This is a genomic window from Branchiibius sp. NY16-3462-2, assembly GCF_001594145.1.
In the GTDB taxonomy this organism is placed as follows: Bacteria; Actinomycetota; Actinomycetes; order Actinomycetales; family Dermatophilaceae; genus Branchiibius.
Genome location: NZ_LVCF01000035.1, coordinates 55,816 through 80,320 on the forward strand (window position 1 = coordinate 55,816; position 24,505 = coordinate 80,320).

Here is a 24,505-nt window from a genome sequence, read left to right on the forward strand (position 1 = left end):
TCGTCACTACCGAGTCAGGAGTCTTCGTGGCCCTTCCCAATCTCACCCCGGAGCAGCGCGCCGAAGCCCTGGCCAAGGCCGCGGCAGCACGTCGCGAGCGGGCCGAGATCAAGAACCGGCTGAAGTATTCGCAAGGGTCGCTGCGCGAGGTCATCGAGGCCGGTCAGGAGAACGAAGTCATCGGCAAGATGAAGGTCACGGCATTACTGGAATCGCTGCCCGGCGTCGGACCGGTGACCGCGCGTCAGATCATGGATGAGATCGGCATCGCCCACACCCGCCGGGTGCGCGGGCTCGGGGTCAACCAGATCACCGCGCTGCTCGAACGGTTCGACAGCAACTAAGGGGAATTGCAACTCCGTGAGCCCACTGTTCGTGCTCGCCGGTCCGACGGCTGTCGGCAAAGGCACGGTGTCCGCCTACGTGCGTGATCACTTCCCGCAGGTCTGGCTGTCGGTGTCGGCCACGACCCGCCCGCCGCGGCCGGGAGAGGTCGACGGGGTGCAGTACCTCTTCCTGAGCCAGGACGAGTTCGACGACATGGTCCGGCGCGGGGAGTTCCTGGAGCACGCGGTGGTCCACGGACAGGCCAGTTACGGCACCCCGCGTGAACCCGTGGAGCGTGCCCAGGCCGATGGTCTGCTGCCTCTGCTGGAGATCGACCTGCAGGGTGCGCGCCAGGTCCGGGAAGCCATGCCCGATGCGCACCTGGTCTTCCTCGCGCCGCCGGATATGGATGAGTTGGTACGCCGATTGGTCGGCCGGGGTACCGAGGACGAGGCCGAGCGGGCCCGCCGGCTGCGTACCGCTGAAACCGAGATGGCCGCCATCGAGGAGTTCGATTCGGTCATCGTGAACGACGATGTTCGGCGGGCCGCCGAAGAACTCGTACACTTGATGCAGACCGACGCACACTGAAGAAACGAGATTCATCCGTGTCTGGGACCGTGGCCAAGCCGGAAGGCATCACCAACCCCCCGATCGACGACCTGTTGAAGGTCGCCGACTCCAAGTACGCCCTGGTGCTCTACGGCTCCAAGCGCGCCCGTCAGATCAACGCCTACTACTCACAGTTGTCCGAGGGGCTTCTGGAGTACGTCGGCCCGCTGGTCGACAGCCACATCACCGACAAGCCGTTGTCGATCGCGCTGCGTGAGATCAACGAAGGGCTCTTGTCGATCGAGCCCACGACCGAGGCCTGAGTTCTTCGGATCGAAGCGGCGGAAGCGGACTGGTGCGGATCGTCCTCGGCGTTGCGGGCGGGATCGCCGCCTATAAAACGTGCAGTCTGCTGCGGCTGTTCACCGAGGCCGGTCATGACGTCACCGTCGTGCCGACCGCGTCAGCACTGAAGTTCGTCGGCGCGCCCACGTGGGCTGCGCTATCCGGCAAACCTGTCACCGATGCCGTCTGGGACGACGTCGAACAGGTCCGTCACGTCAAACTCGGTCAGGAAGCTGACCTGATCGTTGTGGCGCCGGCCACTGCCGATCTGCTGGCTCGCGCCGCGCACGGTATGGCCAACGACCTGCTCACCAACGTCCTGCTGACCGCCTCCTGCCCCGTGGTGCTCGCACCGGCGATGCACACGGAGATGTGGCAGCACCCCGCTACCAGCGCGAACGTGGCTCTGCTGCGCGAACGCGGCGTCCACGTGATCGAGCCCGCCTCCGGCCGGTTGACCGGCCGGGATTCCGGACCGGGCCGGCTGCCGGAGCCCGAGGAGATCTTCCAGGCTGCACTGGCCGTCACCGAACTCGCCCCGCAGGACCTGGCCGGGACGTCGATGCTGATCTCCGCCGGTGGGACCCGCGAGCCGCTGGACCCGGTGCGCTATCTGGGAAACCGCTCGTCCGGCAAACAGGGCTACGCGTTGGCGCAGGTGGCAGCCGCCCGTGGGGCCAAGGTCACACTCGTTTCCACCGTCGATCTGCCGGTCCCCGATGGTGTTGACGTGCAACGGGTCGAGACGGCCGACCAACTGCGGGAGCGGGTGCTGGGCGCCGCGGTCGATGTGATCATCATGGCCGCCGCGGTGGCCGACTTCCGGCCCGCCAAGCGCGAAGCGGCCAAGATCAAGAAGACCTTCGATCCGGCTCACCCCGACGACGCCCCGACCATCACGTTGGTGCGCAACCCGGACATCCTGGCCCAGTCGGTGCAGGCTCGCGGCACCGCGCAATGGCCGATCCTGGTCGGCTTCGCCGCCGAGACCGGCGACGCTGAACACACCGTCCTGGAGCACGCCCGCGCCAAGCTCGCGCGCAAGGGATGTGACCTGCTGGTCGCCAACGAGGTCGGCGAGGACATCACGTTCGGCCAGGACACCAGCACCGCCTACCTGCTGCGCGCCGACGGTGGTCCCGAAGTTACCGTCGGTCCCGCTGACAAACGTGAGATCGCCGCCACGGTCCTGGATGTTGTCAGTGACCTGATTGCTGTCCGACGTTCCGTCTAGACTCACCACCAACCAGCCAGCAGCCGCTGCATTACGAGGAGATCTCCATGGCACGCCTTTTCACGTCCGAATCCGTTACCGAGGGTCACCCCGACAAGATCTGCGACCAGATCTCCGACAGCATCCTTGACGCGATGCTGACGGAGGACCCGAACTCGCGGGTAGCCGTCGAGACGATGGTCACGACCGGTCTGGTGCACGTTGCCGGTGAGGTGCGCACCAAGAGCTACGTGCCGATCGCGAAGCTGGTGCGCGACACCATCGTCGAGGTCGGTTACGACTCCTCCGACAAGGGGTTCGACGGCGGCTCCTGTGGTGTCTCGATCTCCATCGGCGAACAGAGCTCGGACATCGCCCAGGGCGTTGACGACGCCCACGAGAGCCGCACCCAGTCCTCCGAGGAGGCCTACGACAAGCAGGGCGCCGGCGACCAGGGCCTGATGTTCGGTTACGCGTGCAATGACACTGCCGAGCTCATGCCGCTGCCGATCTTCCTGGCCCACCGTCTGTCCGAGCGGTTGACCGGGGTGCGCAAGGACGGCACGCTGCCCTACCTGCGTCCCGACGGCAAGACCCAGGTCACCATCGCCTACGAGGGCGACACCGCCGTCTCGCTGGACACGGTGGTGCTGTCCACCCAGCACGCTGACGGCATCTCGCTGGAGGGCATGCTCGAGCCGGACATCGACACCCACGTCATCAAGCCGGTGCTGGAGGAGTTGGCCGCGAACGGCACCGCCCTTCAGACCGACGGCTACCGCAAGCTGATCAACCCGACCGGCAAGTTCGTCATCGGTGGTCCGATGGGCGACGCCGGGCTGACCGGCCGCAAGATCATCGTCGACACCTACGGTGGCATGGCCCGCCACGGTGGCGGTGCCTTCTCCGGCAAGGACCCGTCGAAGGTCGACCGGTCCGCGGCCTACGCCATGCGGTGGGTAGCCAAGAACGTCGTCGCGGCCGGCCTCGCCACGCGATGCGAGGCCCAGGTCGCCTACGCGATCGGCAAAGCCCAGCCCGTCGGCCTCTACGTCGAGACCTTCGGCACCGAGACCGTCCCGGTCGACAAGATCCAGAACGCCATCCAGACCGTCTTCGACCTGCGCCCGGCCGCCATCGTGGACGAGCTGGAGCTGTTGCGTCCGATCTACAAGCCGACCGCTGCCTACGGCCACTTCGGCCGCACCCGCGCGGACGGTGTCGAGAACGCCTTCACCTGGGAGCGGACCAACAAGGTCGAGGATCTCAAGCGCGCTCTGTAATTACACCGGTCGCACAGCCAGCGGTGCCGGGTCTACCGGTCGCCCGGGTCGTGCTCGATGGTCCACTGCCGCATCTGGACCGCGAGTTCGAGTACGCCGTTCCGACTGACCTCGCCGACCTCGCCCTGCCCGGGGTCCGGATCCGGGCCCGGTTCGCCGGTAAGGACACAGCAGGGTTTGTGGTGGCCCGGGCCGACACGGCGCAGCACACCGGCAAACTAACCCCGTTGCGGACAGTGGTCAGCGACGAACCGGTTCTCACCCCGCACATCCTGCGGGTGGCCCGGCAGATCGCTGACCACTACGCGGGGACCTTGTCGGATGTGCTGCGCCTGGCGATCCCACCACGACACGCCCGCGCTGAGAAGGCGCTGACTTCAGTAAGTGCACCACCGCTGCCGGACCTCGACGGTTCGGTGTGGCAGCGCTACGACGCCGGCCCGGCGTTCCTGGACCACCTGCGATCCGGCGGCGCCCCGGCAGCGGTCTGGACCGCCGGGCCGGACTGGCCCGACGGCATCGCCCAGGCGGCCCACGCATCGCTGAGCGCGGGCAGGGGCGTGGTGATCGTCGTACCCGATCACCGGGACGTGAGCCGGGCCGACGCGGCACTGTCCGCCGCGCTCGGTCCGGGCCAGCACGTCCGGCTGACGGCCGATCAGGGACCCCAGGCGCGCTACACCGCGTGGCTGAAAGCCCTTCGGGGACAGGTCAAGTGCGTGGTGGGCAATCGTGCCGCGGCGTTCGCCCCCGTGCACGATCCCGGCCTGTTCATCTGGTGGGACGACGGTGACGACCTGCTCGTGGAGCCCCGGGCGCCCTATCCGCACGTGCGCGAGATCCTGCGGGCCCGCGCGGCGGACGCCGGAGCAGCGCTGCTGTCCGGGGCGGTTTCCCGGTCGGTCGCGGTGCAGGCCTGGCACCTGCCGGAGATCACCAGTCGCGATCCGCATCCGGTCGTGCACATCGCCGGTGATGAGGTCGAGCGCGAACGATCGGGACCCGCCGCGACGGCCCGGATTCCCACCCGGGCCTGGCAACTGGCGCACGATGCGTTGCAGCACGGTCCCGTCCTGGTGCAGGTGCCGCGGCGCGGATATCTGCCAGCACTGCGGTGCGCCGACTGTGGGACGCGGGCCACCTGCGAACGCTGTCAGGGGCCGTTGGCGCTGGCCGGTCCGGACGGTCCAGCGGTGTGCCGGTGGTGCGGGGCACGCGGCGCGCACTGCCGCGAGTGCGGCAGCACCGCGCTGCGGGCAACCGTGGTCGGCGCCCGACGGACCGCCGAGGAGTTGGGCCGGGCGTTCCCGGGGGTGCCGGTCGTGCAATCCGGGGCACGGGAGGTGCTGGAGGCCGTACCCGCAACTCCCGCCCTGGTGATCGCCACCCCGGGTGCCGAACCGGTCGCCGCCGGTGGCTATCGTGCCGCTCTGCTCCTGGACGCCTGGGCGCTGACCGAGCGACCCACCCTCGACGCGGGAGAGGAGGCGCTGCGCCGCTGGCTGGCCGCAGCCGTCCTGGTGGATCCGGCGGGCGCGGTGGTGCTGTGTGGAGTCTCCCGCCAACTGCCGGTGCACCAGGCGCTGGTGCGTTGGGCCCCCGCGGCGTACGCCGATCGCGAACTGGCCGACCGGAGCGAGCTTGGCCTGCCACCGGCCCGGTGGATGGCGCTGCTGCGCGGGGACGATGCGGATGTGCGGCATTTCGCGGCAGGGCTGCCCGCCGACTGGGAACGACTGGCCACGCCCACCCAGACCATCGTACGGGCGCCGGAGGCGCTGGATGATCCGGCCGCGGTCCTCAAGGCGGTGCGTTCGCGGTGGTCGGCAGCCAAGTCCGGTGGCCCGGTCACCGTCCGGGTAGAACCGACCGCGGGCGAACTGTGAGTACGCCGGTAGCCTCGTGACCATGACAGACACTCCCACCACCGACGCCCCCGTCGCCTACGACGTGGTGGTCTTCGACCTGGGGAACGTCCTGATCAAATGGGACCCGGTCGAAGCGATCGCCCAGGACGTCGGTGTCGAGCGGGCCCGCAGATTCGTAAACGATCCGGATTTTGACTTCGCGGGCTGGAACCTGTTGCAGGACAGCGGTCGTAGCTGGGAGGACGCCGAGGCGGCGGCCATCGCATCGCATCCGCACTACCGCGAGGAAGTCCTGGCCTACCGCAACCACTTCCGGCACTCGATCAAGGAACCCGTCGAAGGTACCGAGCAGATCCTGCGGGAGTTGCACGCCGCGGGCGTCCCCCTCGTGGCACTGACCAACTGGTCGGCCGGCATGTTCCCCGCAGCGCTGGACCGCTTCGACTTCCTGGATCTCTTCGACGACATCGTTGTCTCCGGCGAGGAGGGGGTCGCCAAGCCCGACCCGGCGATCTTCGCCATTCTCGCCGACCGGATCCGGCACCTGGGCAGCCTGGACGATGCGCTCTTCGTCGATGATTCCTTGGCCAACGTGCAGGGTGCGATCGACGCGGGACTGGACGCGATCGCGTTCACCACTGCAGCCGAGTTGCGGGCCGATCTGCACGCCCGCGGCCTGCCGATCAAGGAGGCGTGAGTGTCGGTCACCGATATCCGGATCTTCGGTGATCCGGTCCTACGACAGCCGGCCGCCGAGGTCACGGTCTTCGACAAAGAACTGCGGCAACTGGTCAAGGACCTCACCGACACCATGATGGACGCGCCCGGAGCTGGTCTGGCGGCTCCGCAGATCGGCGTCAGTCTTCGGGTCTTCACCTACTACATCGACGGCCAGCTGGGCCATCTAATCAACCCGGACCTGTCGCTGTCGAGCGAGCAGCAGATCGGGGATGAGGGGTGCTTGTCCCTGCCCGGGTTGGTCTTCGAGACACCGCGGGCGTTGCGGACCGTCGCACGCGGGTTCGATATGTACGGCGAGCCGGTCACCATCGAGGGCACCGACCTGATGGCGCGCTGTCTGCAGCACGAGACCGATCACCTGGACGGCATCATCTTCATCGACCGGCTGGACCACGAGACCAAACGCCTGGCAATGAAGGCGATTCGCAATGCGCAGTGGACGGGGCAGGACGTCCCCGAGGTCCGGGTCAGTCCCCACGCATCCGGGGTGCGCCGATGAGAGTGGTGTTCGCGGGGACTCCGGAGGCCGCCGTACCCTCGCTGCAGGCCGTCCTGCACTCACGCCATGAGGTGCTCGCGGTGCTCACCCGACCCGACGCACCCGCGGGCAGAGGTCGTTCGACCCAGCGGTCACCGGTCGGGCAGATCGCCGACCACGCCGGGATCCCCGTCCTCACTCCGGGCCGACCGCGGGAGGTGGCCGCCCAACTCACCGACCTGCACCCCGACGCCTGCCCCGTGGTGGCGTACGGCGCCCTGCTGCCAGCCGATCTCCTCGCGATCCCGCAGTACGGCTGGATCAATCTGCACTTCTCGCTGCTTCCGGCGTGGCGTGGTGCGGCACCGGTCCAGCACGCGATCGCGCACGGTGACGAAGTCACCGGGGCAACGACGTTCGTGATCGATGAAGGGATGGACACCGGTCCGATCCTGGGCCGGATGACCGCCTCGATCGGCCGTCGGGAGACCAGTGGAGACCTGCTGGAACGGCTGGCCCGGACCGGGGCCGATCTGTTGGTGGCCACCTTGGACGCACTGGAGTCGGGCGCGTTGGAGCCTGATCCGCAGCCGTACGACGGCGTCTCCATGGCGCCCAAGATCACCGTTGAGGATGCGCGGATCGATTGGGGCACACCGGCATTCGCCGTTGACCGGCACGTCCGAGCGATGACTCCCGCCCCCGGGGCCTGGACGACGTTCCGCGGTGAGCGGCTCAAGGTGCTGCCGGTCGGCACCTCTGATCAGGTGCTGCCCGCCGGGCAGTTGCAGGTCAGCAAGCGATCGGTACTGGTCGGTACCGGGACGCAGGCCGTTGAGCTGGACCAGGTGCAGGCGGTCGGCAAGAAGGTGATGGACGCGGCGGCGTGGGCGCGCGGCGTACGGGACAGTGATGGTGAGGTGCTCGGTGGCTGAACGGGACGCACGGGGACGGCAACGGCCTGCCGCCCGGACGCAGAAGCGGGGTCAGTTCTCGGCGAACCGGCCCAGCCAACGTCGCCGGGACGGCGATCCGGCCCGCCGTGCTGCCTGGGACCTGCTGCGCCGGGTGGACGGCGGCGGCTACGCGAACCTGGAGATGCCCCGGTTGCTGCGCGCGGCGGGCCTCACCGGTCGTGACGCAGCGTTCGCGACGGAGTTGGGATACGGCACGCTGCGGATGCAGGGGTTCTACGACCCGGTCATCGAACTGTGCGCCGGTCGGCCCGTCGACACGATCGACCCTCCGGTGTTATCGACCCTGCGGCTGGGCGCGCACCAGTTGCTCGGGATGCGGGTGCCGGCGCACGCCGCGGCCTCGGAGACGGTGGGTCTGGCCCGCTCGGTGAACGGTGCAGGCGCGGCCGGCTTCGTCAACGCCGTCCTGCGGCGCGTGACCGAGCGCACCCGCGAGGACTGGGTCGCTGAGGTCACGGCAGGTCGGGAACCGTTGGAGGCGTTGGCGATCGAGCACTCGCACCCGCTGTGGGTGGTCCGGGCGCTGCGTTCCTCCTTACTGGCCAACGGGGTTTCGGCGGACACACTGGAAGCGTTGCTGGTGGCGGACAACACGCCGGCTCCCGTGACTCTGGTCGCGCGACCCGGCCTGTCCAGCGTCCAGGAGTTGGAGCAGTTCGGCGCGGTCGCCTCGGACGTCTCGCCCGTTGGCGCCGTGCTGGAATCCGGTGATCCCGGGGAGATTCCCGCGGTGCGCGACACCCGGGCCGCCGTGCAGGACGCCGGCTCGCAACTGGTGGCACTGGCTGTTGCGGGAGCAGAGGTCACGACCCGTGCCGACCAGGAGTGGCTGGACCTGTGTGCCGGCCCGGGCGGCAAGAGCGGTCTGCTCGCCGCGCTCGCGCACGAGCAGGGCGCCGTACTCTTCGCCAACGAGGTCAGTGAGCACCGCACTGAGCTCGTGCGCAAAACCCTTGTCGCAGCGATCGATTCGGGTGCCGAAGTGATGATCGGCACCGGCGACGGGCGCGACATCGGTGCCGAGGAGCCGGACACCTACGACCGGGTCCTGGTCGACGCACCGTGCACCGGCCTGGGCGCCTTGCGTCGCCGGCCGGAAGCGCGCTGGCGGCGGACACCTGCGGACGTGGCGCCGCTGACCGTGTTGCAGAGCGAGTTGTTGACCTCCGCGCTGGACGCTGCGCGCCCGGGCGGCATCGTCGCCTACGTCACGTGCAGTCCACACCTGGCCGAGACCCACCAGGTCGTCTCGGAGGTCCTGGCCGCTCGCGACGACGTGCGGCAGGAGGATGCGCGCGTGTTGTTCGAGCCGCTGAGTGATCTCGGACCCGGTCCTGCGGTCCAGCTGTGGCCGCACATCCACGGCACCGACGCGATGTTCTTCGCGCTGCTGCGAAAGGTTGCTCCCTGATGTTGATCTCACCCTCGATCCTGTCGGCGGATTTCGCGAATCTGCAGGCGGAGCTGGATCGCATTTCCAACGCCGACTGGGCGCACGTGGACGTCATGGACAACCACTTCGTCCCGAACCTGACATTGGGTGCGCCGGTGGTGGAGGCACTGGCCAAGGTGTCACCGATCCCGTTGGACGCGCACCTGATGATCGAGGACCCAGATCGATGGGCCCCGGAGTACGCCGAGGTCGGCGCGCGCAGCGTGACGTTCCACATCGAAGCGGCCGCTGATCCGGTCAAGCTCGCCCGCACGCTGCGCGCCGAAGGCGCCCGTGCGTCAATGGCGCTGAAGCCGGGAACCCCGTTCGCGCCGTACGAGGATCTGCTGCCCGAGCTCGACATGGTGCTGGTCATGACCGTCGAGCCGGGGTTCGGCGGCCAGTCGTTCATGGCCGACCAGATGCCCAAGGTGCATCAGGTGCGCGAGGCCGTGCGGCGCTTCGGTGGCGAGATCTGGGTGCAGGTCGACGGCGGTGTCTCAGCCTCGACGATCGAGCAGTGCGCGGCCGCCGGGGCCGACGTGTTCGTCGCCGGGTCCGCGGTGTACGGCGCTGAGTCGGCTGCCGGTGCCGTGGACGAACTGCGCGCACTGGCGGGTAAGCACCGGCATACCTGATTCCCGTTCGCGGTGTAGAGTTTCGCTGAACGTGCTCCGGGGTCGGTGTAATTCCGAGCCGGCGGTGATAGTCCGCGACCCACGAGTTCCTTGGGGAATGAGTGGTTGACCTGGTGGAACTCCAGGACCGACGGTGAAAGTCCGGATGGGAGGCAGCACGCCAGCGTCGACGCGCACCCCTGTGTGCGCTCGGCGGTCTCTGGTCACCCCGGTGCGCATCGGCGTACGACGGGAAGGTGGACCAGGTGACCGCGCACTATCTGCACCGGGCCATCGATCTCGCACGCCGCGGTCCGCTCGCCGACCCCAACCCCCAGGTCGGCTGTGTGCTGGTCCGCGGCGACCAGGTGATCGGCGAAGGGTGGCACGAGGGTGCCGGCAGCCCGCACGCCGAGGTCGCCGCGCTGCGCGCCGCCGGCGATGCCCGGGATGCCACCGCCTACGTCAGTCTCGAGCCGTGCAACCACACCGGTCGCACCGGGCCGTGCGCCCAGGCGTTGAACGACGCCGGGGTGGCGAAAGTCGTGTACGCGCAAGCTGATCCGAACGCCACGGCCGCTGGGGGAGCGGCTCGACTGCGCGCAGCGGGCATCGAGGTCGAGCACCAACCAATCGAGACCGACCTCAACCGCTATTGGACGTACGCCGTGACGCACCGGCGCCCGTTCGTCACCTGGAAGTTCGCCGCGACTCTCGATGGTCGCAGCGCGGCAGCCGATGGCAGTAGTCAGTGGATCACCGGCCCGGCGGCCCGTGCAGACGTCCAGGCGCGCCGCGCGACGGCCGGCGCGATCATCGCGGGGACAGGGACCGTACTGGCGGACGACCCGCGACTGACGGTGCGTGGCCACGACGGTAACCCACTGCGGGTGATCGTCGGTCATCGCGAGATCCCTCCCGCCGCACGCGTGAAAGCAGACGAGAACTACCTGCAGATCCCGACGCATGACCCGCTGGTGGTGCTGCATGCCCTGCAGGACAGGGAGATCCGCCATGCGTGGCTCGAAGGCGGGCCGCAGGTTGCCGCAGCGTTCCTGCGAGGGGGCCTGGTCGATGAGGTCGTCGCCTACCTCGCGCCCGCGCTGCTCGGCAAGGGCGCAAGCGCCGTGGGCGATCTCGGGATCGGCAACATCGCGGAGATCCAGCGTTTCGAGCTGCATGAGGTGGACCGGGTCGGCGGCGACGTGCGAATCATCCTGTCCGGAAAGGGAGTCTGATGTTCACCGGGATTGTCGAAGAGCTGGGTTCGATCGTCGCGATCGACACCGATGGCGATGCCGCCAGAGTCACGGTGCGCGGGCCGAAGGTGCTCGATGACGTCAGCCACGGCGCGTCGATCGCGGTGAACGGGGTGTGTCTGACCGTCACCGACTGGACGCAGGACACCTTCACCGTCGACGTGATGGCTGAGACACTGCGCCGCACCAGCCTGGGTTCGACCGGTGACCCGGTGAACCTCGAGCGGGCGATGCGCGCCGACGGCCGGTTCGGTGGACACATCGTGCAAGGGCACGTGGATGGCACGACGAGCATCCAGCACCGCGACGAGCAGCCGCACTGGACGGTGGTCCGGTTCGGGCTGCCGACCCAGCTGGCGCCGTACGTCGTGGAGAAGGGATCGATCACCATCGATGGGGTCTCCCTCACGGTCAGCGCGGTCGGCGAGGACTCCTTCGAGGTGTCGCTCATCCCCACCACGTTGGAGCTGACCACGCTGGGGTGCAAGGGAATCGGTGATCTGGTGAATCTCGAGGTGGATGTGTTGGCGAAGTACGTGGAGAGGTTGATGAAGTGACCGACAGCAACATCTTTATGACGTTGTTCGACGCCCACCTGACGATCGGCGGTCAGGCAATCACCTGGCGCGAGATCATCGGCAACGCGTTCGGCCTCGCCTCGGCGATCGGCGGGATGCGCCGCAAGGTGTGGGCGTGGCCGGTCGGGATCATCGGCAACGCGTTGCTCTTCACGGTGTTCTTCGCGGTCGGCTTCACCGGTCACGGCCAGGAGAAGCTGTACGGCCAGGCCGGTCGGCAGGTCTTCTTCATCCTGACCTCGATCTACGGCTGGTGGCTGTGGCAACGCACCAAGAACCAGTCGTCTGACCCGGATGCCCCTGCGGTGCAGCCGCGTTGGGCCACCACGCAGGAGCGGATCGGCTACCTGCTGGTGTGGGCCGTTGGTGTCGTGGTGTGCCAGTGGGTGTTCCGCACCATCGGCGTCGACTACTGGCAGCCGCCGGAGTTCTACTGGTGGGCGGACGCCTGGATCTTCGTCGGTTCGATGCTGGCGACCTACGCGATGGCCCGCGGGTGGACCGACTTCTGGCTGATGTGGCTGGCCGTCGACCTCGTCGGCGTGCCCGAGCTCATCTATTTCAAGTTCTACCCGTCCGCGGTGCTCTACCTGGTGTACGCCGCGTTCGTGGTCTGGGGCTTCTTCGTGTGGTGGCGTGCCTCCCGGGAGGAACAGCCCGTTCTCCAACCAGCAGGGCAGGTGTGACATGGCAATGGGCGAGTTGGCGACTATCGAGGACGCGTTACGCGACATCGCCTCGGGCCGACCGGTTTTCGTCGTTGACGACGAGGACCGGGAGAACGAGGCCGACCTGGTGATGGCCGCGTCCGCGGCCGACGAGCGGTGGATCGGCTTCGCTATCCGCTACGGCTCGGGGGTGCTGTGCGCTCCCGTGACCGGTGAGATCGCGGACCGCCTGGCGCTGCACCCGATGGTGAGCGACAACCAGGATCCCAAGGGCACGGCGTACACCGTGTCGGTTGACGCCCGCGACGGCGTCAGCACCGGCATCAGTGCCGCCGACCGGGCGCGCACGCTGCAGTTGCTCGCCGACCCAGCCACCACGGCCGGTGACCTCACCCGGCCCGGGCACGTCTTCCCGCTGCGGGCGCGTGACGGGGGCGTGCTCGAGCGGCCGGGGCACACCGAGGCGGCCGTCGATCTGGCCCGCCTGGCCGGGCTCGAGCCGGTCGGCGCCATCGTCGAACTCGTTCACGACGACGGTTCGATGATGCGCCTGGCCGCGGCCCAGGACCTTGCCGACCGCGAGGGCTTGCTACTGATCTCGATCGCCGACCTCATCGCGTGGCGGCAGCGACACGACCGGGTCCGGCGCGTTGCCAGCACCCGGTTGCCCACGGCGTACGGCGAGTTCACGGCCCACGGCTACCTGGACCTGGTCACGGGCGCCGAGCACATCGCCGTGGTTAAGGACGGTGGCGACACGGTCCGCGTGCACTCCGAGTGCCTCACCGGCGACGTCTTCGGTTCGCAGCGCTGCGACTGCGGCCCGCAACTCGACGCGTCGCTGAAGGCGGTCGTCCGGGACGGGGGTGCCGTCATCTACCTCGGTGGCCACGAGGGACGTGGGGTCGGGTTACTCAACAAGCTGCGGGCCTACAGCCTGCAGGACACCGGCCTGGACACCGTCGATGCACAGACAGCGCTCGGGCTGCCGGTCGATGCCCGCGAATTCGTCGCTGCCGCAGCGATTCTGCGTGACCTCGGACTGATCAGTGTCCGGTTACTGACCAATAATCCGGCCAAGGAGCAGGCGCTGCGTGACGCCGGCATCGAGGTGGTGCAGCGGCTGCCGCTGCACGTCGGGGCCAGTGTGCACAACCTGGACTACCTGACCACCAAGCTCCAGCGGATGGGCCACCTGGCCCCTGAGCCGAACATTCTGAAGGGTGCATCATGAGCGGACACGGACCGGTCCTGGAGGTCGACGCCAGCGGACTGCGCGTGGCCATCGTCGCGGCCAGTTGGCACGGCGAAGTGATGGACGGGCTGATCGCCGGCGCCCAGCGCGCCCTGGGTGGAACTGCCGAGGTCATCCGGGTGCCGGGCACCTTCGAACTGTCCGTCGCCTGCGCGAGGCTCGCCCCGGCGTACGACGCACTGGTCGCCCTGGGCGTGGTCATTCGCGGAGGTACCCCGCATTTCGAGTACGTCTGCGAGGCCGCAACGGTGGGAATCACCCAGGTCAGCGTCCGGACCGGTGTGCCGATCGGCTTCGGTGTCCTGACCTGCGACACCGAGCAACAGGCACTGGATCGGGCCGGTCTGCCGGGGTCGGTCGAGGACAAGGGGTTCGAAGCGGCGCAAGCCGCGGTCGCCACGGCCAGTACCCTTGCCTCCTGTGAAGACGTTCGATCAGTTGTGGGTGGAGCTGGCCGCTAAGGCCCAGCAGCGACCGGAGGGTTCGCGCACGGTCGCCGAACTCGACGGCGGCGTCCATGCCATCGGCAAGAAGATCGTCGAGGAGGCGGCTGAGGTCTGGATGGCCGCCGAACACGAGGGCCGCGAGCGCACCGCGGAGGAGATCAGCCAGCTGATCTACCACCTGCAGGTGCTGATGCTGGCCAGCGGCATCGAGCCGTCCGACGTCTACACCCACCTCTGAGGTCCACCCATGCTTCGTATTGCCATGCCCAACAAGGGCGCACTATCCGAACTGGCCGCGCAGATGATGCGCGAGGCCGGTTACCGCGGTCGGCGGGACAGCAAGGAACTGGTCATCTCCGACCCCGACCAGAACGTCGAGCTGTTCTACCTGCGCCCGCGCGACATCGCGGTCTACGTGGGATCCGGCACCTTGGACGTCGGGATCACCGGGCGTGACCTGATGCTCGACTCGGGCTCGCCGGCGACCGAGGTCCTGCAGCTCGGCTTCGGGTCCAGCACCTTCCGCTACGCCGCTCCGGTCGGCGCTTCCCAGGACCTGGCCGGCAAGCGGATCGCGACCAGCTTCCCGGGGCTGGTCCGCAACCACCTGGCCAGCCTGGGTCTGGAAGCCTCCGTGGTCCGGCTGGACGGCGCGGTGGAGTCCGCGGTGACCCTGGGCGTGGCGGACATCATCGCCGACGTCGTCGAGACCGGCACCACCTTGCGCAACGCGGGGTTGGAGGTCTTCGGCGACCCGATCCTGGCCAGCGAGGCAGTGCTGATCCGCCCCGCCAACAGCCCGCGCAACCCGGCCGTCGAGGTGCTCGTACGCCGATTGCAGGGTGTGTTGACCGCGCGCAACTACGTGATGATGGACTACGACATCGCCGTGCAGTTGGTCGAGAAGGCCTGCGAACTCACCCCCGGTCTGGAGAGCCCCACGGTGTCCCCGTTGCACGACAAGGGGTATGTCGCGGTGCGGGCGATGGTGCCCAAGGCGCAGACGAATACGGTGATGGACGAGCTCTACGAACTCGGCGCGCGCGCCATCCTGGTCACGGAGATCGCCGCGTGCCGGATCTGAACGATGCCTACGCGCCGTTCCTGCCGCGGCGGGCGCGGATCGTTTCCAGCATCGCCGCGCTGGGGATCGTCCTGGTGTTCGCGATCGTGGCCATCAATGTGCCGCAAGGCGGTTCGGCCGGCTGGACCGGTTTCGACAGCATCATGCTGGTAGTCGTCGGTGTCGCGATCGCGGCGTTCCTGCTGCGGTATGCCATGGTCGGCGCGTGGCCGGACGAGCAGGGTCTGCGGGTGCGCAACCTGCTGATCACGCGCCGGCTGGACTGGGCGCAGATCGTGGCCGTGCAGTACGGCGGGGGACAGCCCTGGGCGGTTCTCGACCTGGCCGACACCGAGCAGCTGGCGGTCATGGCGATCCAGCGGTCCGACGGACCGGTCGCCATGCGTGAGGCCCAGCGCCTGGCATCGCTCATCGCCGCCCACTCACCGTCCTGACGGTTCGGGCGCGCCGGTTACTGCACCTGGCGACGCTGGTAGGCGTGGTAGCCGGCCGTGACCAGCACAGCGCCCACCAGGGAGCCGATGATGCCGCTGGGCCGGAACGCGAGTCCGTCGCCGTTGAGCAGACTGATCAGCAGGCCCCCGACGAAGGAGCCGATCAAACCGGCCGCGAACGCAACGGGCCAGTTGATCGGCTTGGTGCCGAGTAGCAGTTGTGCTCCCGCGCCGATGAGCATGCCGAACAGAATGATTCCCACGATGAGCATGCGCTCACCCTAGGGGGTGTGCGAGCCGGTGATGATCTCACTGCCGGTTGATGGTCGCGACCAGCTCTGCGGCCACTGAGGTGATCACGCGTTCGTCGCGGACGGCGCCGGCCCAGAACATCTGGTCGAAGCACCGCCGCACGGTGTCCGCCGCGTCGACGGAACCGGGTATCTGGTCGGCCAGGATCGTTGCCTCAGCGTCGTATTCGTCGCGCGGTGCGCCGGCCAGGCCCATCGGATCGGCGTCGTGCAGCGTCGCTGACAGCGCAGCGATCAGTGCCGGCGCGGGTCCGGTGTCGATGACGGTGTCGGCCCATTGCGGTGGGTCGGCAGGGAACAGGACGTCCTCCTGCGCTGCCCACTCATCCCAGTGCGGTGCGAAGGTGTCACCGTCGCGAGCGAGGGCTCGCGCCTTCCGCACTGGCGCCGGGGCAGTCAGCCAGATCCGCTCGTCGTAGAAGTCCGTTGCCGGGGCAGCGCTGCTGCCGACCCCCTCGACCACGATCAGGTCTGCCGGCTCCACAGTGACCGACTCCGCGAATGTCCCTGTGTGCCAATCAAATCGACGGTACGCCGCGTGCTCGCCCCGGCGTAATGGCGCCAGGACCTGCTCGGTCAGGGAGGTGGGCGCGTCCCGCAGACCCGACCACCCGGCGTACAGGTCATCCATATGCAGGGCGGTTGCGCCGGGGAACTGGCCCGCTGCGTAAGCCGTCTTGCCCGAGCCACTCCGTCCGTCAATCGCAATGAGGCGCATCCCATTACGCTAGCGGTCGTGAGTGTCGCGGTCCGTGTCATCCCGTGCTTGGACGTCGACGCCGGACGGGTCGTCAAGGGCGTCAACTTCGAGAACCTGCGCGACGCCGGGGACCCGGTGGAGTTGGCGCACCGCTACGACGACCAGGGCGCCGACGAACTCACCTTCCTGGATGTCACGGCCAGCTTCGACCAGCGCGACACCACCTACGAGGTGGTCAGCCGCACCGCGGAAGAGGTGTTCATCCCGCTCACGGTGGGCGGCGGCGTACGCACGGTCGAGGACGTGGACCGGTTGCTGCGCGCGGGCGCCGACAAGGTCGGCATCAACACCGGCGCGCTGGCCCGGCCCGAAGTGATCGCGGAGATCGCCGACCGGTTCGGTGCGCAGGTGCTGGTGCTGTCCGCCGACGTACGCCGATCGCAACTGGGGCACTTCGAGGTCACCACCCATGGTGGCCGCAAACCGGCCGGTGTCGAGGCGATCGAATGGTGCGCGCGGGCCGAACAACTCGGCGCGGGGGAGATCCTGCTGAACTCGATGGACGCCGACGGCACCAAGGACGGCTTCGACCTGGAACTGATCCGCGCCGTCCGCGCGGAGGTGAGCGTGCCGATCGTGGCCAGCGGGGGAGCCGGCACACCGGAACATTTCGTCGAGGCGATCGAGGCGGGTGCCGACGCGGTCCTCGCGGCCAGCGTCTTCCACTTCGGCGAGTTCACGATCGGCGACGTGAAAGCCGCACTGGCACAAGCGGGTTACGAGGTCCGCTAGCGCGGCGCTCACATGCCGAGCTCGAGCCCCTCGAAGGTAGCGACGTCCGCGTCGGCGCCATCCACCACGACGGCGTCGGTGCGAGGGCGGCCGAAGAGCACCATCACGATGTCCGACAGGGGACCGGTCAGCACGACCGATCCGTGACCGTCCTTGGGTGAATGCAGGTTGCGCCGCCCCAACCCGTCCGGCGCGGCGACCACACCCACCGGCACGCTGCGCAGACTCAGCGCCGTCATCCCGGCCAGTCCCGCCCACACCGCGTGCGCCAGATCGGGGTCGAGCTCCCGGGGCGTCCACGTCGCCGGATCGCCGCGCAGCAGATCCTCGTGATGTACGAAGAACTCCAGCAGGTTCACTTTCTCGTCCACCGCCGGGATGGCCGTCGGCGACCACTTCGGTGGCCCCGAGCGGACCTTCTGCACCAGTCCCGGCCAGTCTCCCGCCTTGAGTTTGTCCATCAACTTCTGCGTATGACCGGCCGCCGCAGGCAGCACGATGCCAATGGCGCCGTCGGGTCGGCGCTCGCGGACCACCAGGTGCGCGGCCAGATCATCCGCGGCCCAGTCCTTGCACAAGGTGGGCGCCTCCGGCCCCAACCGCAGGAAGTCATCACACAGGGCAGCACGCTCGACTCGGGCGTAATCAGTCATGCGTCCATAATGACCCGGTGAGCAGTGCCACCCTCCCTTCCGACATCGCCGACCGTCTCAAACGGGATGAGAACGGCCTGGTCGCGGCGATCATCCAGCAGCACGACACCGACGAGGTGTTGATGCTGGGCTGGATGGACGACGAGGCGCTGGCCCGCACCCTCACTGAAGGCCGGGTCACCTTCTGGTCGCGCAGCCGCGCCGAATACTGGCGCAAAGGTGACACCTCCGGCCACGAGCAGCACGTGAGGTCCGTGGCCATCGACTGTGACGGCGATGCCCTGCTGGTGCGCGTCGAGCAGATCGGCGCCGCGTGCCACACCGGCAACCGGACCTGCTTCTTCACGGACCTGAGCGTGACGGAACCCAGCGTGACGGAACCCAGCGCATGATCCCCTTCGGTGAGACCTGGCCGGCGCTGAACGCGTTCACTGTCCTGGCTGAAGGTCGTCGGGTGATCCCTGTCGTACGCCGGGTGCTCGCCGACGGGGAAACCCCACTGGGCGTCTACCGCAAGTTGGCGGCCGACCGCCCCGGCACGTTCCTTCTGGAGTCCGCCGAGCACGGCGGTGTGTGGTCGCGCTATTCCATCGTCGGTGTCGCCAGTGCAGCGACCCTGACGGAGGTCGACGGCCAGGCGATGTGGCTCGGGAAGCCGCCGATCGGCGTACCCGAAGGTGGTTCTCCGGTGGACGCGCTGCGCGACACGATCGCGTTGCTGGCCACCGACCCGCTGCCCGGTCTGCCGCCGCTGACCGGAGGGATGGTCGGCGCGGTGACCTACGACGCGGTGCGGCACTGGGAAAAACTGCCCGACTCCGGCACCGACACCCTCGGTCTGCCGGAGCTCAGCATGCTGCTGGCGACCGATCTGGCGGTGTTCGATCATTCGGACGGTTCGCTGATGCTGATCGCCAACGCGATCAACTGGGACGCCAGCGACGAACGCGTCGAGCAGGCCTGGACCGACGCGGTGGAGCGTCTCGACGCGATGGCGCACGATCTGCGCAGCGCCGCACCCAGCACCGTCGCGATCCCCAAAGCCATCGAGCAGCAGCCGGTGTCCAGCCACGGCCGGGAGCAGTTCCACGACATGGTCGAGGAGGCCAAGGAGGCGATCCGGGCCGGTGAGGCCTTCCAGATCGTGGTGTCCCAACGGTTCTCAGTGCCGTGTGTGGCTGATGCGCTCGACGTCTACCGGATGCTGCGGGTGTCCAACCCCAGCCCGTACATGTACCTCTTCCGGCTGCCGTTGCCCGGCGGCGGCAGCTACGACGTGGTCGGTTCCAGCCCGGAAGCACTGGTCAAGGTCACCGGACAGCGGGTCATCACCCACCCGATCGCCGGCTCGCGGCCCCGCGGCAAGAGCCCGGAGGAGGACCAGGACCTGGCCGACGATCTGCTCGCCGACCCCAAGGAACGCGCCGAGCACCTGATGCTGGTGGACCTGTCGCGCAACGACCTGCAACGGGTCTGCGACGCCGGGACGGTCGAGACCGTGGAGTTCATGACGATCCGGCACTACAGCCACATCATGCATCTGGAGTCCACGGTGGTGGGTCAGCTGGGGGCCGGCCGATCGGCGTACGACGTGTTGCAGGCGACCTTTCCCGCCGGCACTCTCTCGGGTGCGCCCAAACCCCGCGCGATGGCCCTGATCGACCAGTACGAAGGTTTGCGCCGCGGCGTCTACGGCGGTGTCGTCGGCTATCTCGACTTTGCCGGCGATATGGACATGGCCATCGCGATCCGTACGGCGGTCATCAAGGACGGCGTGGCCCACGTCCAGGCCGGTGCCGGCATCGTGGCCGATTCGGTCCCGGAGAGCGAGTTCCAGGAGACGATCAACAAAGCCGCTGCCGCGCTACGGGCGGTTGCGACCGCCGGGGGACTGACTCCGCTGTGAAGCGTCTCGTCTTCCTGGTCATCGCGCTCGCCGTCGCCGTCCTGATGTTCGCGGCCACCCGCACCTGGGTCACCGGCACCGTCAGCGACGCCGTGCTGTCCGATGTGAAGGTCTCCGTCGCCGGATCCAGCGCGGCTCCCGGGGTGTTTGCCGCCGCGCTGGTCGGGGCTGCCGCCGGCATCGTGGCGCTCACCGCGGGCCGGATCGCCCGGTGGATAGCGGCCGTCTTCGTCCTGCTGTCCGGCGTCCTCGCCCTGATCGCCGTCGTTCTGGTTGTGGCCAACCCTGACGGACCGGTCAGCGACCAGGCGGCTGCGACCACCGGACGCACTGGATCGGTGGCCGCGCACGGCACGCTGACCCCCTGGGTGTGGCTGGCGTTGGCCGCGGCGGTCCTGCTGGTCGCGGCCGGCGTCCTGACGCTCGTGGCCGTCCGGCAGTGGGGCGGCCTGTCCGGCCGGTACGACGCGCCGGCGGTCCGTGCCGAGACTCCGCTCAGCGACTGGGACAAACTATCGGCCGGTCTGGACCCGACCGCCGAGCGCGATGACACCTCCGCCTGACAGAATGAGCGCCATGGCTGAACCCATCCAATCCCATGAGGCCCACGAGATCCACGAGGACCACGGGCACAGCGTTGCCGCATGGACCTGCGTCGGCATCCTGATGATCGCCTCGCTGCTGATCGCGTTCGGGGTTGCTTTCGGCAACCACGTGCTGGACATCATCGGGGTCGTGCTGGTCTTCGTCGGCGTGGCCGCCGGCATCGTGCTGAGCAAGGCCGGCTTCGGGTCGGCGTCTGCGCCCCAGCGTCAGGCCGAAACCCGCGAATCCGTCTGAGCGTGGGCACAGTTCTCGATTCCATCATCGACGGGGTACGTGCCGATCTGGCCGACCGTCGGCGCCAGACTCCGGTGCCGGACGTGCGTGCCGCAGCGCCGGCGTTGGACGCTTTGGCCGCTTTCCAGAGCGCGTCGCTCGGTGTGATCGCCGAAGTGAAGCGGGCCAGCCCCAGCAAGGGTGCTCTGGCCCAGATCGCTGACCCGGCGGCGTTGGCGCAGCAGTACGCCGAGGGGGGCGCGACCGCGATTTCCGTGCTGACCGAGCAGCGCCGGTTCAACGGCTCGCTGGCCGATCTGGACGCGGTCCGCGCTCGGGTCGAAATCCCGGTGTTGCGCAAGGACTTCATGGTCGACGCCTACCAGATCGACGAGGCTCGCGCGCACGGTGCGGACATCGTGCTGCTGATCGTCGCGGCGCTGGACGATGCGCTGCTGCGCGACCTCTACCAACAGGCTCGTGGCCTCGGGATGACCGTGCTGGTCGAGGTGCACGACGAGCAGGAGACCCGGCGAGCCGTTGAGTTGGGTGCCCGGCTGATCGGGGTCAACTCGCGCAATCTGAAGACGCTCGAGGTCGATCCAGAAGTGTTCGCCCGCCTTGCGCCGGCCATCCCCGATGACGTCATCAAGGTGGCTGAGTCCGGTATCACCGGACCGGTCGACGTGGCCAGATACCGCGAACTCGGGGCACGCGCCGTACTCGTCGGTGAGGCGCTGGTCCGCAGCGGCGACCCGCGGTCGGCAGTGAGCACGTTGATAGGACAGGCCGCGTGACGGGGCTCGGACGGTTCGGTGACTTCGGCGGCCGCTACGTGCCCGAAGCGCTGGTCGCTGCTCTGGAGGAGCTCGACGAGGTCCGCACCAAGGCCGCACACGACCCGGCGTTCCTGGGCGAGTTGGCGCAACTGCACCGCACCTACACCGGTCGGCCCTCGATCATCACCGAAGTGCCACGCTTCGCCGAGCACGCCGGTGGCGCCCAGATCGTCCTCAAGCGCGAGGACCTCAATCACACCGGCTCGCACAAGATCAACAACGTCCTGGGGCAGGCGCTGCTGGCCCGCCGGATGGGCAAGAAGCGGCTGATCGCTGAGACCGGCGCCGGACAGCACGGTGTCGCCACGGCCACCGCCGCCGCCCTGATGGGCATGGAATGCGTCGTCTACATGGGCAAGGTCGACACGCAGCGCCAGGCGCTCAACGTGGCCCGGATGCGGTTGCTGGGTGCCACTGTCGTGCCCGTCGAGCACGGCTCCCAGACACTGAAGGACGCCGTCAACGAGGCGTTCCGGGACTGGGTCGCCAACGTCGAGCACACCCATTACGTCCTCGGCACGGTCACCGGGCCCTACCCGTTCCCGGAGATGGTGCGCGACTTCCACCGGATCATCGGTGTCGAGGCCCGCGGCCAGGTGCTGGACACCTACGGGCGCCTGCCGGACGCCGTACTCGCTTGTGTCGGAGGCGGATCCAACGCCATGGGGATCTTCCACCGCTTCATCGACGACCCCGACGTGCGGCTGATCGGTCTCGAAGGCGGCGGTGAAGGCGTCGAATCCGGGCGGCATGCTGCCCGGTTCAGCGGCCAGGCGACGCCCGGGGTGTTGCACGGCGCGTTCACCTACGTGCTGCAGGACGAGGAAGGCCAGACGGTCGAGTCGCATTCGGTGTCCGCCGGGCTGGACTATCCCAGTGTCGGGCCGGAGCACTCCTACCTGCGCGACGCCGGACGGGCCGAGTACTGGCCGATCACCGACGACGAGGCCATGGAGGCGTTCAGTCTGCTGACCCGCACCGAAGGCATCCTGCCGGCCATCGAAAGCTCCCATGCCCTCGCCGGCGCCATCAAACTCGGCCGCGAACTCGGGCCGGGGGCATTGCTGCTGGTGAGTCTGTCCGGGCGCGGTGACAAGGACGTGGAGACCGCGGCGCGCTGGTTCGGGCTGCTGGAGGACGACGCATGAGCGAGGTGACTTCGGCCCTGCAGAGGGCGCGGGACGAAGGCCGGGCCGCGTTCATCGGCTACCTGCCGCTGGGTTTCCCGAGCGTCGCCGACTCCCTCGAGGCGATGCGTGCGCTGGTTGCTGCCGGCGCCGACATCGTCGAGATCGGCCTGCCGTACTCCGACCCGCTGCTGGACGGACCGGTCATCCAGACCGCCGTCAGCAAGGCGCTGGCCCGGGGGTCCCACGTGCGCGACGTGTTCGCCGCCACGCGGGCGGTCCGGGAGGCCGGCGCCGCCGCCGTGGTGATGACCTCCTGGAACCTGGTGCTGCAGTACGGCGTGGCGAAGTTCGCCGAGGACTTCGCCGCCGCGGGTGGCTCGGGAGTGATCACTCCCGACATCACACCCGATGAGGCCGGTGAGTGGTTGGCCGCTGCCGACAAATACGACCTCGACCCCATCTTCCTGATCGCGCCGTCCACGACCCCCGAGCGGCTGGTCCTGACGACCCGGGCCTGTCGCGGGTTCGTCTACGCGGCGTCGGTCATGGGGGTCACCGGTGCGCGCGAGAGCCTCGGCGAGCGCGCCGCCGGTCTGGTCGAACGCGCCAAGGCCGTGACCGATGTGCCGGTCTGTGTCGGGATCGGCGTCTCCAACGCGCAGCAGGCCCACGAAGCCGCCGCGTTCTCCGACGGCGTCATCGTGGGCACCGCCCTGGTGCGACCACTGGTCGATGCCGACGCCGAGGGTCGCAGTGCAGCCGACGGGATCCGCGCCATGGTGGAGGTCGCGCAGGGGCTGTCGGCCGGCGTACGTCGCTGATGGTCGCTTACCTACCCAGTCCCACCCGCGGGGTCTTCTGGATCGGGCCCGTCCCGCTGCGGATGTACGCCCTGTGCATCCTGGCGGGTATCGCGGTGGCGATCTGGATCACCGGGCGGCGGTTGGTCGACCGCGGCGCCAAAGCGGAGGACGCGCTGAGCGTGGCCTGGTGGGCGGTGCCGTTCGGCATCGTCGGCGGCCGGATCTACCACGTCATCACCAGTTGGCAGCCGTACTTCGGGCAGGGCGGACATCCGGTCGATGCCCTCAAGATCTGGCACGGCGGCCTCGGGATCTGGGGTGCCGTCGCGCTCGGCGCGCTCGGCGCCTACATCGGCTGCCGCCGCAACGGTGTGAACTTCCTGGACTTCTGTGACGCGGCCGCGCCGGGGGTGTTGGTCGCCCAGGCGATCGGCCGGTGGGGCAACTACTTCAACAACGAGTTGTACGGCGGGCGCAGTGACCTGCCGTGGGCGCTGCAGATCCACCAGTGGGACGAGTCATCGGGGCGCGCGGTCCTTGACGCAGCCGGAAACCCGATCGTGCTGGGCTATTTCCAACCCACGTTCCTCTATGAATCCCTCTACTGTCTGGCCATCGCCCTCTTCATTGTGCTGCTGGATCGGCGGCGCATCCTGGGCCGCGGACGGGTCTTCGCCCTCTACGTGATGCTCTACCCCTGCGGACGCATCGTGTTCGAACTGATGCGTACCGACCCGGCGAACCATATCCTTGGCGTACGCGTCAACGTCTGGGTGTGCATCCTGGTGTTCATCGCCGGCCTGATCGGCTTCATCGTGGCCGGTAAGCGGCATCCGGACGGGGTGCGTGAGGGACGCGAAGACGCAGAAGAAGTTCTCACAGAATGAGACCGAGTGTCCCATTTTGTGAACACTCCGTCGGCCAACTAGGCTGACGGGACCCCGCAGGCCAACGTCGTCCCGCAGGGCGCACCGCGGTGTGCCCTTGGTAGACGA

At 68.5% G+C, this 24,505-nt stretch carries 31 protein-coding genes and 1 riboswitch; of the genes, 28 read left to right on the forward strand and 3 right to left on the reverse strand.

From position 1 onward, the window contains the following. The first annotated feature begins 26 nt into the window (after positions 1 to 26). The 19 genes from mihF to AZH51_RS09770 all read left to right on the forward strand — a co-directional run bounded on the left by mihF (position 27) and on the right by AZH51_RS09770 (position 15,557). The gene (mihF, locus tag AZH51_RS09680) at positions 27 to 344 is read left to right on the forward strand and encodes an integration host factor, actinobacterial type (protein WP_291523670.1); all 318 of its coding nucleotides are present in this window, start codon (positions 27 to 29) and stop codon (positions 342 to 344) included. Positions 345 to 360: 16 nt separating this feature from the next. Continuing rightward, the gene (gene gmk, locus AZH51_RS09685) at positions 361 to 918 is read left to right on the forward strand and encodes a guanylate kinase (RefSeq protein WP_291523672.1); all 558 of its coding nucleotides are present in this window, start codon (positions 361 to 363) and stop codon (positions 916 to 918) included. Positions 919 to 935: 17 nt separating this feature from the next. Continuing rightward, entirely contained in the window at positions 936 to 1,202 is a 267-nt protein-coding gene (gene rpoZ, locus AZH51_RS09690) for a DNA-directed RNA polymerase subunit omega (protein WP_109684753.1), read from the forward strand. A 32-nt stretch (positions 1,203 to 1,234) separates the two neighbouring features. After that, complete coding sequence (coaBC, locus tag AZH51_RS09695; protein ID WP_291523677.1) at positions 1,235 to 2,458, forward strand: bifunctional phosphopantothenoylcysteine decarboxylase/phosphopantothenate--cysteine ligase CoaBC; 1,224 nt, start codon at positions 1,235 to 1,237, stop codon at positions 2,456 to 2,458. Positions 2,459 to 2,505: 47 nt separating this feature from the next. Next, positions 2,506 to 3,720 (forward strand): methionine adenosyltransferase, encoded by a 1,215-nt coding sequence (metK, locus tag AZH51_RS09700; protein WP_291523678.1) that lies wholly within the window; start codon positions 2,506 to 2,508, stop codon positions 3,718 to 3,720. 23 nt (positions 3,721 to 3,743) lie between these two features. Beyond that, a complete protein-coding gene (locus tag AZH51_RS09705; RefSeq protein WP_291523680.1) occupies positions 3,744 to 5,606 on the forward strand; it encodes a primosome assembly protein PriA in 1,863 nt (620 codons plus the stop codon). A 22-nt stretch (positions 5,607 to 5,628) separates the two neighbouring features. Further along, the gene (locus AZH51_RS09710) at positions 5,629 to 6,285 is read left to right on the forward strand and encodes an HAD family hydrolase (protein ID WP_291523682.1); all 657 of its coding nucleotides are present in this window, start codon (positions 5,629 to 5,631) and stop codon (positions 6,283 to 6,285) included. Continuing rightward, a complete protein-coding gene (def, locus tag AZH51_RS09715; RefSeq protein ID WP_291523683.1) occupies positions 6,286 to 6,828 on the forward strand; it encodes a peptide deformylase in 543 nt (180 codons plus the stop codon). After that, positions 6,825 to 7,742, forward strand: coding sequence for a methionyl-tRNA formyltransferase (gene fmt / locus AZH51_RS09720; RefSeq protein WP_291523685.1), 918 nt, complete (start codon positions 6,825 to 6,827; stop codon positions 7,740 to 7,742). Before def ends, fmt begins: the two co-directional genes overlap by 4 nt. Further along, positions 7,735 to 9,195 (forward strand): transcription antitermination factor NusB, encoded by a 1,461-nt coding sequence (locus AZH51_RS09725; RefSeq protein ID WP_291523687.1) that lies wholly within the window; start codon positions 7,735 to 7,737, stop codon positions 9,193 to 9,195. Before fmt ends, AZH51_RS09725 begins: the two co-directional genes overlap by 8 nt. Continuing rightward, positions 9,195 to 9,854 carry a ribulose-phosphate 3-epimerase gene (rpe, locus tag AZH51_RS09730; protein WP_291523688.1) on the forward strand — a complete coding sequence of 220 codons (660 nt, stop codon included), beginning with the start codon at positions 9,195 to 9,197 and terminating at the stop codon, positions 9,852 to 9,854. Before AZH51_RS09725 ends, rpe begins: the two co-directional genes overlap by 1 nt. 27 nt (positions 9,855 to 9,881) lie before the next feature. Beyond that, positions 9,882 to 10,017: riboswitch (FMN riboswitch) on the forward strand. An 82-nt stretch (positions 10,018 to 10,099) separates the two neighbouring features. Then, positions 10,100 to 11,071 carry a bifunctional diaminohydroxyphosphoribosylaminopyrimidine deaminase/5-amino-6-(5-phosphoribosylamino)uracil reductase RibD gene (gene ribD / locus AZH51_RS09735; RefSeq protein ID WP_291523689.1) on the forward strand — a complete coding sequence of 324 codons (972 nt, stop codon included), beginning with the start codon at positions 10,100 to 10,102 and terminating at the stop codon, positions 11,069 to 11,071. Next, complete coding sequence (locus AZH51_RS09740) at positions 11,071 to 11,649, forward strand: riboflavin synthase (protein ID WP_291523690.1); 579 nt, start codon at positions 11,071 to 11,073, stop codon at positions 11,647 to 11,649. The genes ribD and AZH51_RS09740 overlap by 1 nt, the downstream gene beginning before the upstream one ends. Before the next feature lie 17 nt (positions 11,650 to 11,666). Then, positions 11,667 to 12,356 (forward strand): nicotinamide riboside transporter PnuC, encoded by a 690-nt coding sequence (pnuC, locus tag AZH51_RS09745; protein ID WP_291524268.1) that lies wholly within the window; start codon positions 11,667 to 11,669, stop codon positions 12,354 to 12,356. A 7-nt stretch (positions 12,357 to 12,363) separates the two neighbouring features. Further along, positions 12,364 to 13,572: a bifunctional 3,4-dihydroxy-2-butanone-4-phosphate synthase/GTP cyclohydrolase II gene (locus AZH51_RS09750; RefSeq protein ID WP_367188044.1), complete on the forward strand. Its 1,209-nt coding sequence runs from the start codon at positions 12,364 to 12,366 to the stop codon at positions 13,570 to 13,572. After that, positions 13,569 to 14,054: a 6,7-dimethyl-8-ribityllumazine synthase gene (gene ribH, locus AZH51_RS09755; protein WP_291523701.1), complete on the forward strand. Its 486-nt coding sequence runs from the start codon at positions 13,569 to 13,571 to the stop codon at positions 14,052 to 14,054. The genes AZH51_RS09750 and ribH overlap by 4 nt, the downstream gene beginning before the upstream one ends. Next, complete coding sequence (locus AZH51_RS09760; RefSeq protein WP_291523704.1) at positions 14,014 to 14,277, forward strand: phosphoribosyl-ATP diphosphatase; 264 nt, start codon at positions 14,014 to 14,016, stop codon at positions 14,275 to 14,277. Before ribH ends, AZH51_RS09760 begins: the two co-directional genes overlap by 41 nt. A gap of 9 nt (positions 14,278 to 14,286) precedes the next feature. Continuing rightward, positions 14,287 to 15,123 (forward strand): ATP phosphoribosyltransferase, encoded by an 837-nt coding sequence (gene hisG / locus AZH51_RS09765; protein WP_291523706.1) that lies wholly within the window; start codon positions 14,287 to 14,289, stop codon positions 15,121 to 15,123. After that, positions 15,111 to 15,557 carry a PH domain-containing protein gene (locus AZH51_RS09770; RefSeq protein ID WP_291523708.1) on the forward strand — a complete coding sequence of 149 codons (447 nt, stop codon included), beginning with the start codon at positions 15,111 to 15,113 and terminating at the stop codon, positions 15,555 to 15,557. Before hisG ends, AZH51_RS09770 begins: the two co-directional genes overlap by 13 nt. Before the next feature lie 17 nt (positions 15,558 to 15,574). Here AZH51_RS09770 and AZH51_RS09775 read toward each other — a convergent pair whose 3' ends face one another. Both AZH51_RS09775 and AZH51_RS09780 read right to left on the reverse strand, forming a co-directional pair. Continuing rightward, entirely contained in the window at positions 15,575 to 15,829 is a 255-nt protein-coding gene (locus AZH51_RS09775) for a GlsB/YeaQ/YmgE family stress response membrane protein (protein ID WP_291523710.1), read from the reverse strand. A 37-nt stretch (positions 15,830 to 15,866) separates the two neighbouring features. Further along, positions 15,867 to 16,586: a hypothetical protein gene (locus tag AZH51_RS09780; RefSeq protein ID WP_291523712.1), complete on the reverse strand. Its 720-nt coding sequence runs from the start codon at positions 16,584 to 16,586 to the stop codon at positions 15,867 to 15,869. 18 nt (positions 16,587 to 16,604) lie between these two features. Between AZH51_RS09780 and hisF the strand changes: the two genes are divergently transcribed. Next, positions 16,605 to 17,360, forward strand: a complete 756-nt coding sequence (gene hisF, locus AZH51_RS09785) for an imidazole glycerol phosphate synthase subunit HisF (protein ID WP_291523715.1) — start codon at positions 16,605 to 16,607, stop codon at positions 17,358 to 17,360. 8 nt (positions 17,361 to 17,368) lie between these two features. Here hisF and AZH51_RS09790 read toward each other — a convergent pair whose 3' ends face one another. Then, positions 17,369 to 18,013: a TIGR03085 family metal-binding protein gene (locus tag AZH51_RS09790; RefSeq protein WP_291523717.1), complete on the reverse strand. Its 645-nt coding sequence runs from the start codon at positions 18,011 to 18,013 to the stop codon at positions 17,369 to 17,371. A gap of 17 nt (positions 18,014 to 18,030) precedes the next feature. Here AZH51_RS09790 and hisI point away from each other — a divergent pair, with 17 nt between their 5' ends. The 8 genes from hisI to lgt are packed head-to-tail and all read left to right on the forward strand — an operon-like array spanning position 18,031 to position 24,397. Continuing rightward, entirely contained in the window at positions 18,031 to 18,405 is a 375-nt protein-coding gene (hisI, locus tag AZH51_RS09795; RefSeq protein WP_291523719.1) for a phosphoribosyl-AMP cyclohydrolase, read from the forward strand. Next, positions 18,402 to 19,919: an anthranilate synthase component I gene (locus AZH51_RS09800; RefSeq protein ID WP_291523721.1), complete on the forward strand. Its 1,518-nt coding sequence runs from the start codon at positions 18,402 to 18,404 to the stop codon at positions 19,917 to 19,919. The genes hisI and AZH51_RS09800 overlap by 4 nt, the downstream gene beginning before the upstream one ends. Then, positions 19,916 to 20,482 (forward strand): Trp biosynthesis-associated membrane protein, encoded by a 567-nt coding sequence (locus tag AZH51_RS09805; protein ID WP_291523723.1) that lies wholly within the window; start codon positions 19,916 to 19,918, stop codon positions 20,480 to 20,482. Before AZH51_RS09800 ends, AZH51_RS09805 begins: the two co-directional genes overlap by 4 nt. Before the next feature lie 13 nt (positions 20,483 to 20,495). After that, positions 20,496 to 20,759 (forward strand): HGxxPAAW family protein, encoded by a 264-nt coding sequence (locus AZH51_RS09810; protein WP_291523725.1) that lies wholly within the window; start codon positions 20,496 to 20,498, stop codon positions 20,757 to 20,759. A 2-nt stretch (positions 20,760 to 20,761) separates the two neighbouring features. Further along, entirely contained in the window at positions 20,762 to 21,535 is a 774-nt protein-coding gene (gene trpC, locus AZH51_RS09815) for an indole-3-glycerol phosphate synthase TrpC (RefSeq protein WP_291523726.1), read from the forward strand. After that, positions 21,532 to 22,725 carry a tryptophan synthase subunit beta gene (trpB, locus tag AZH51_RS09820; RefSeq protein WP_291523728.1) on the forward strand — a complete coding sequence of 398 codons (1,194 nt, stop codon included), beginning with the start codon at positions 21,532 to 21,534 and terminating at the stop codon, positions 22,723 to 22,725. The genes trpC and trpB overlap by 4 nt, the downstream gene beginning before the upstream one ends. After that, positions 22,722 to 23,528 carry a tryptophan synthase subunit alpha gene (gene trpA / locus AZH51_RS09825; protein ID WP_291523730.1) on the forward strand — a complete coding sequence of 269 codons (807 nt, stop codon included), beginning with the start codon at positions 22,722 to 22,724 and terminating at the stop codon, positions 23,526 to 23,528. Before trpB ends, trpA begins: the two co-directional genes overlap by 4 nt. Beyond that, on the forward strand, positions 23,528 to 24,397 hold the full coding sequence (gene lgt, locus AZH51_RS09830) for a prolipoprotein diacylglyceryl transferase (protein ID WP_291523733.1): 870 nt from the start codon (positions 23,528 to 23,530) through the stop codon (positions 24,395 to 24,397). Before trpA ends, lgt begins: the two co-directional genes overlap by 1 nt. The last annotated feature ends 108 nt before the right edge of the window (positions 24,398 to 24,505 follow it).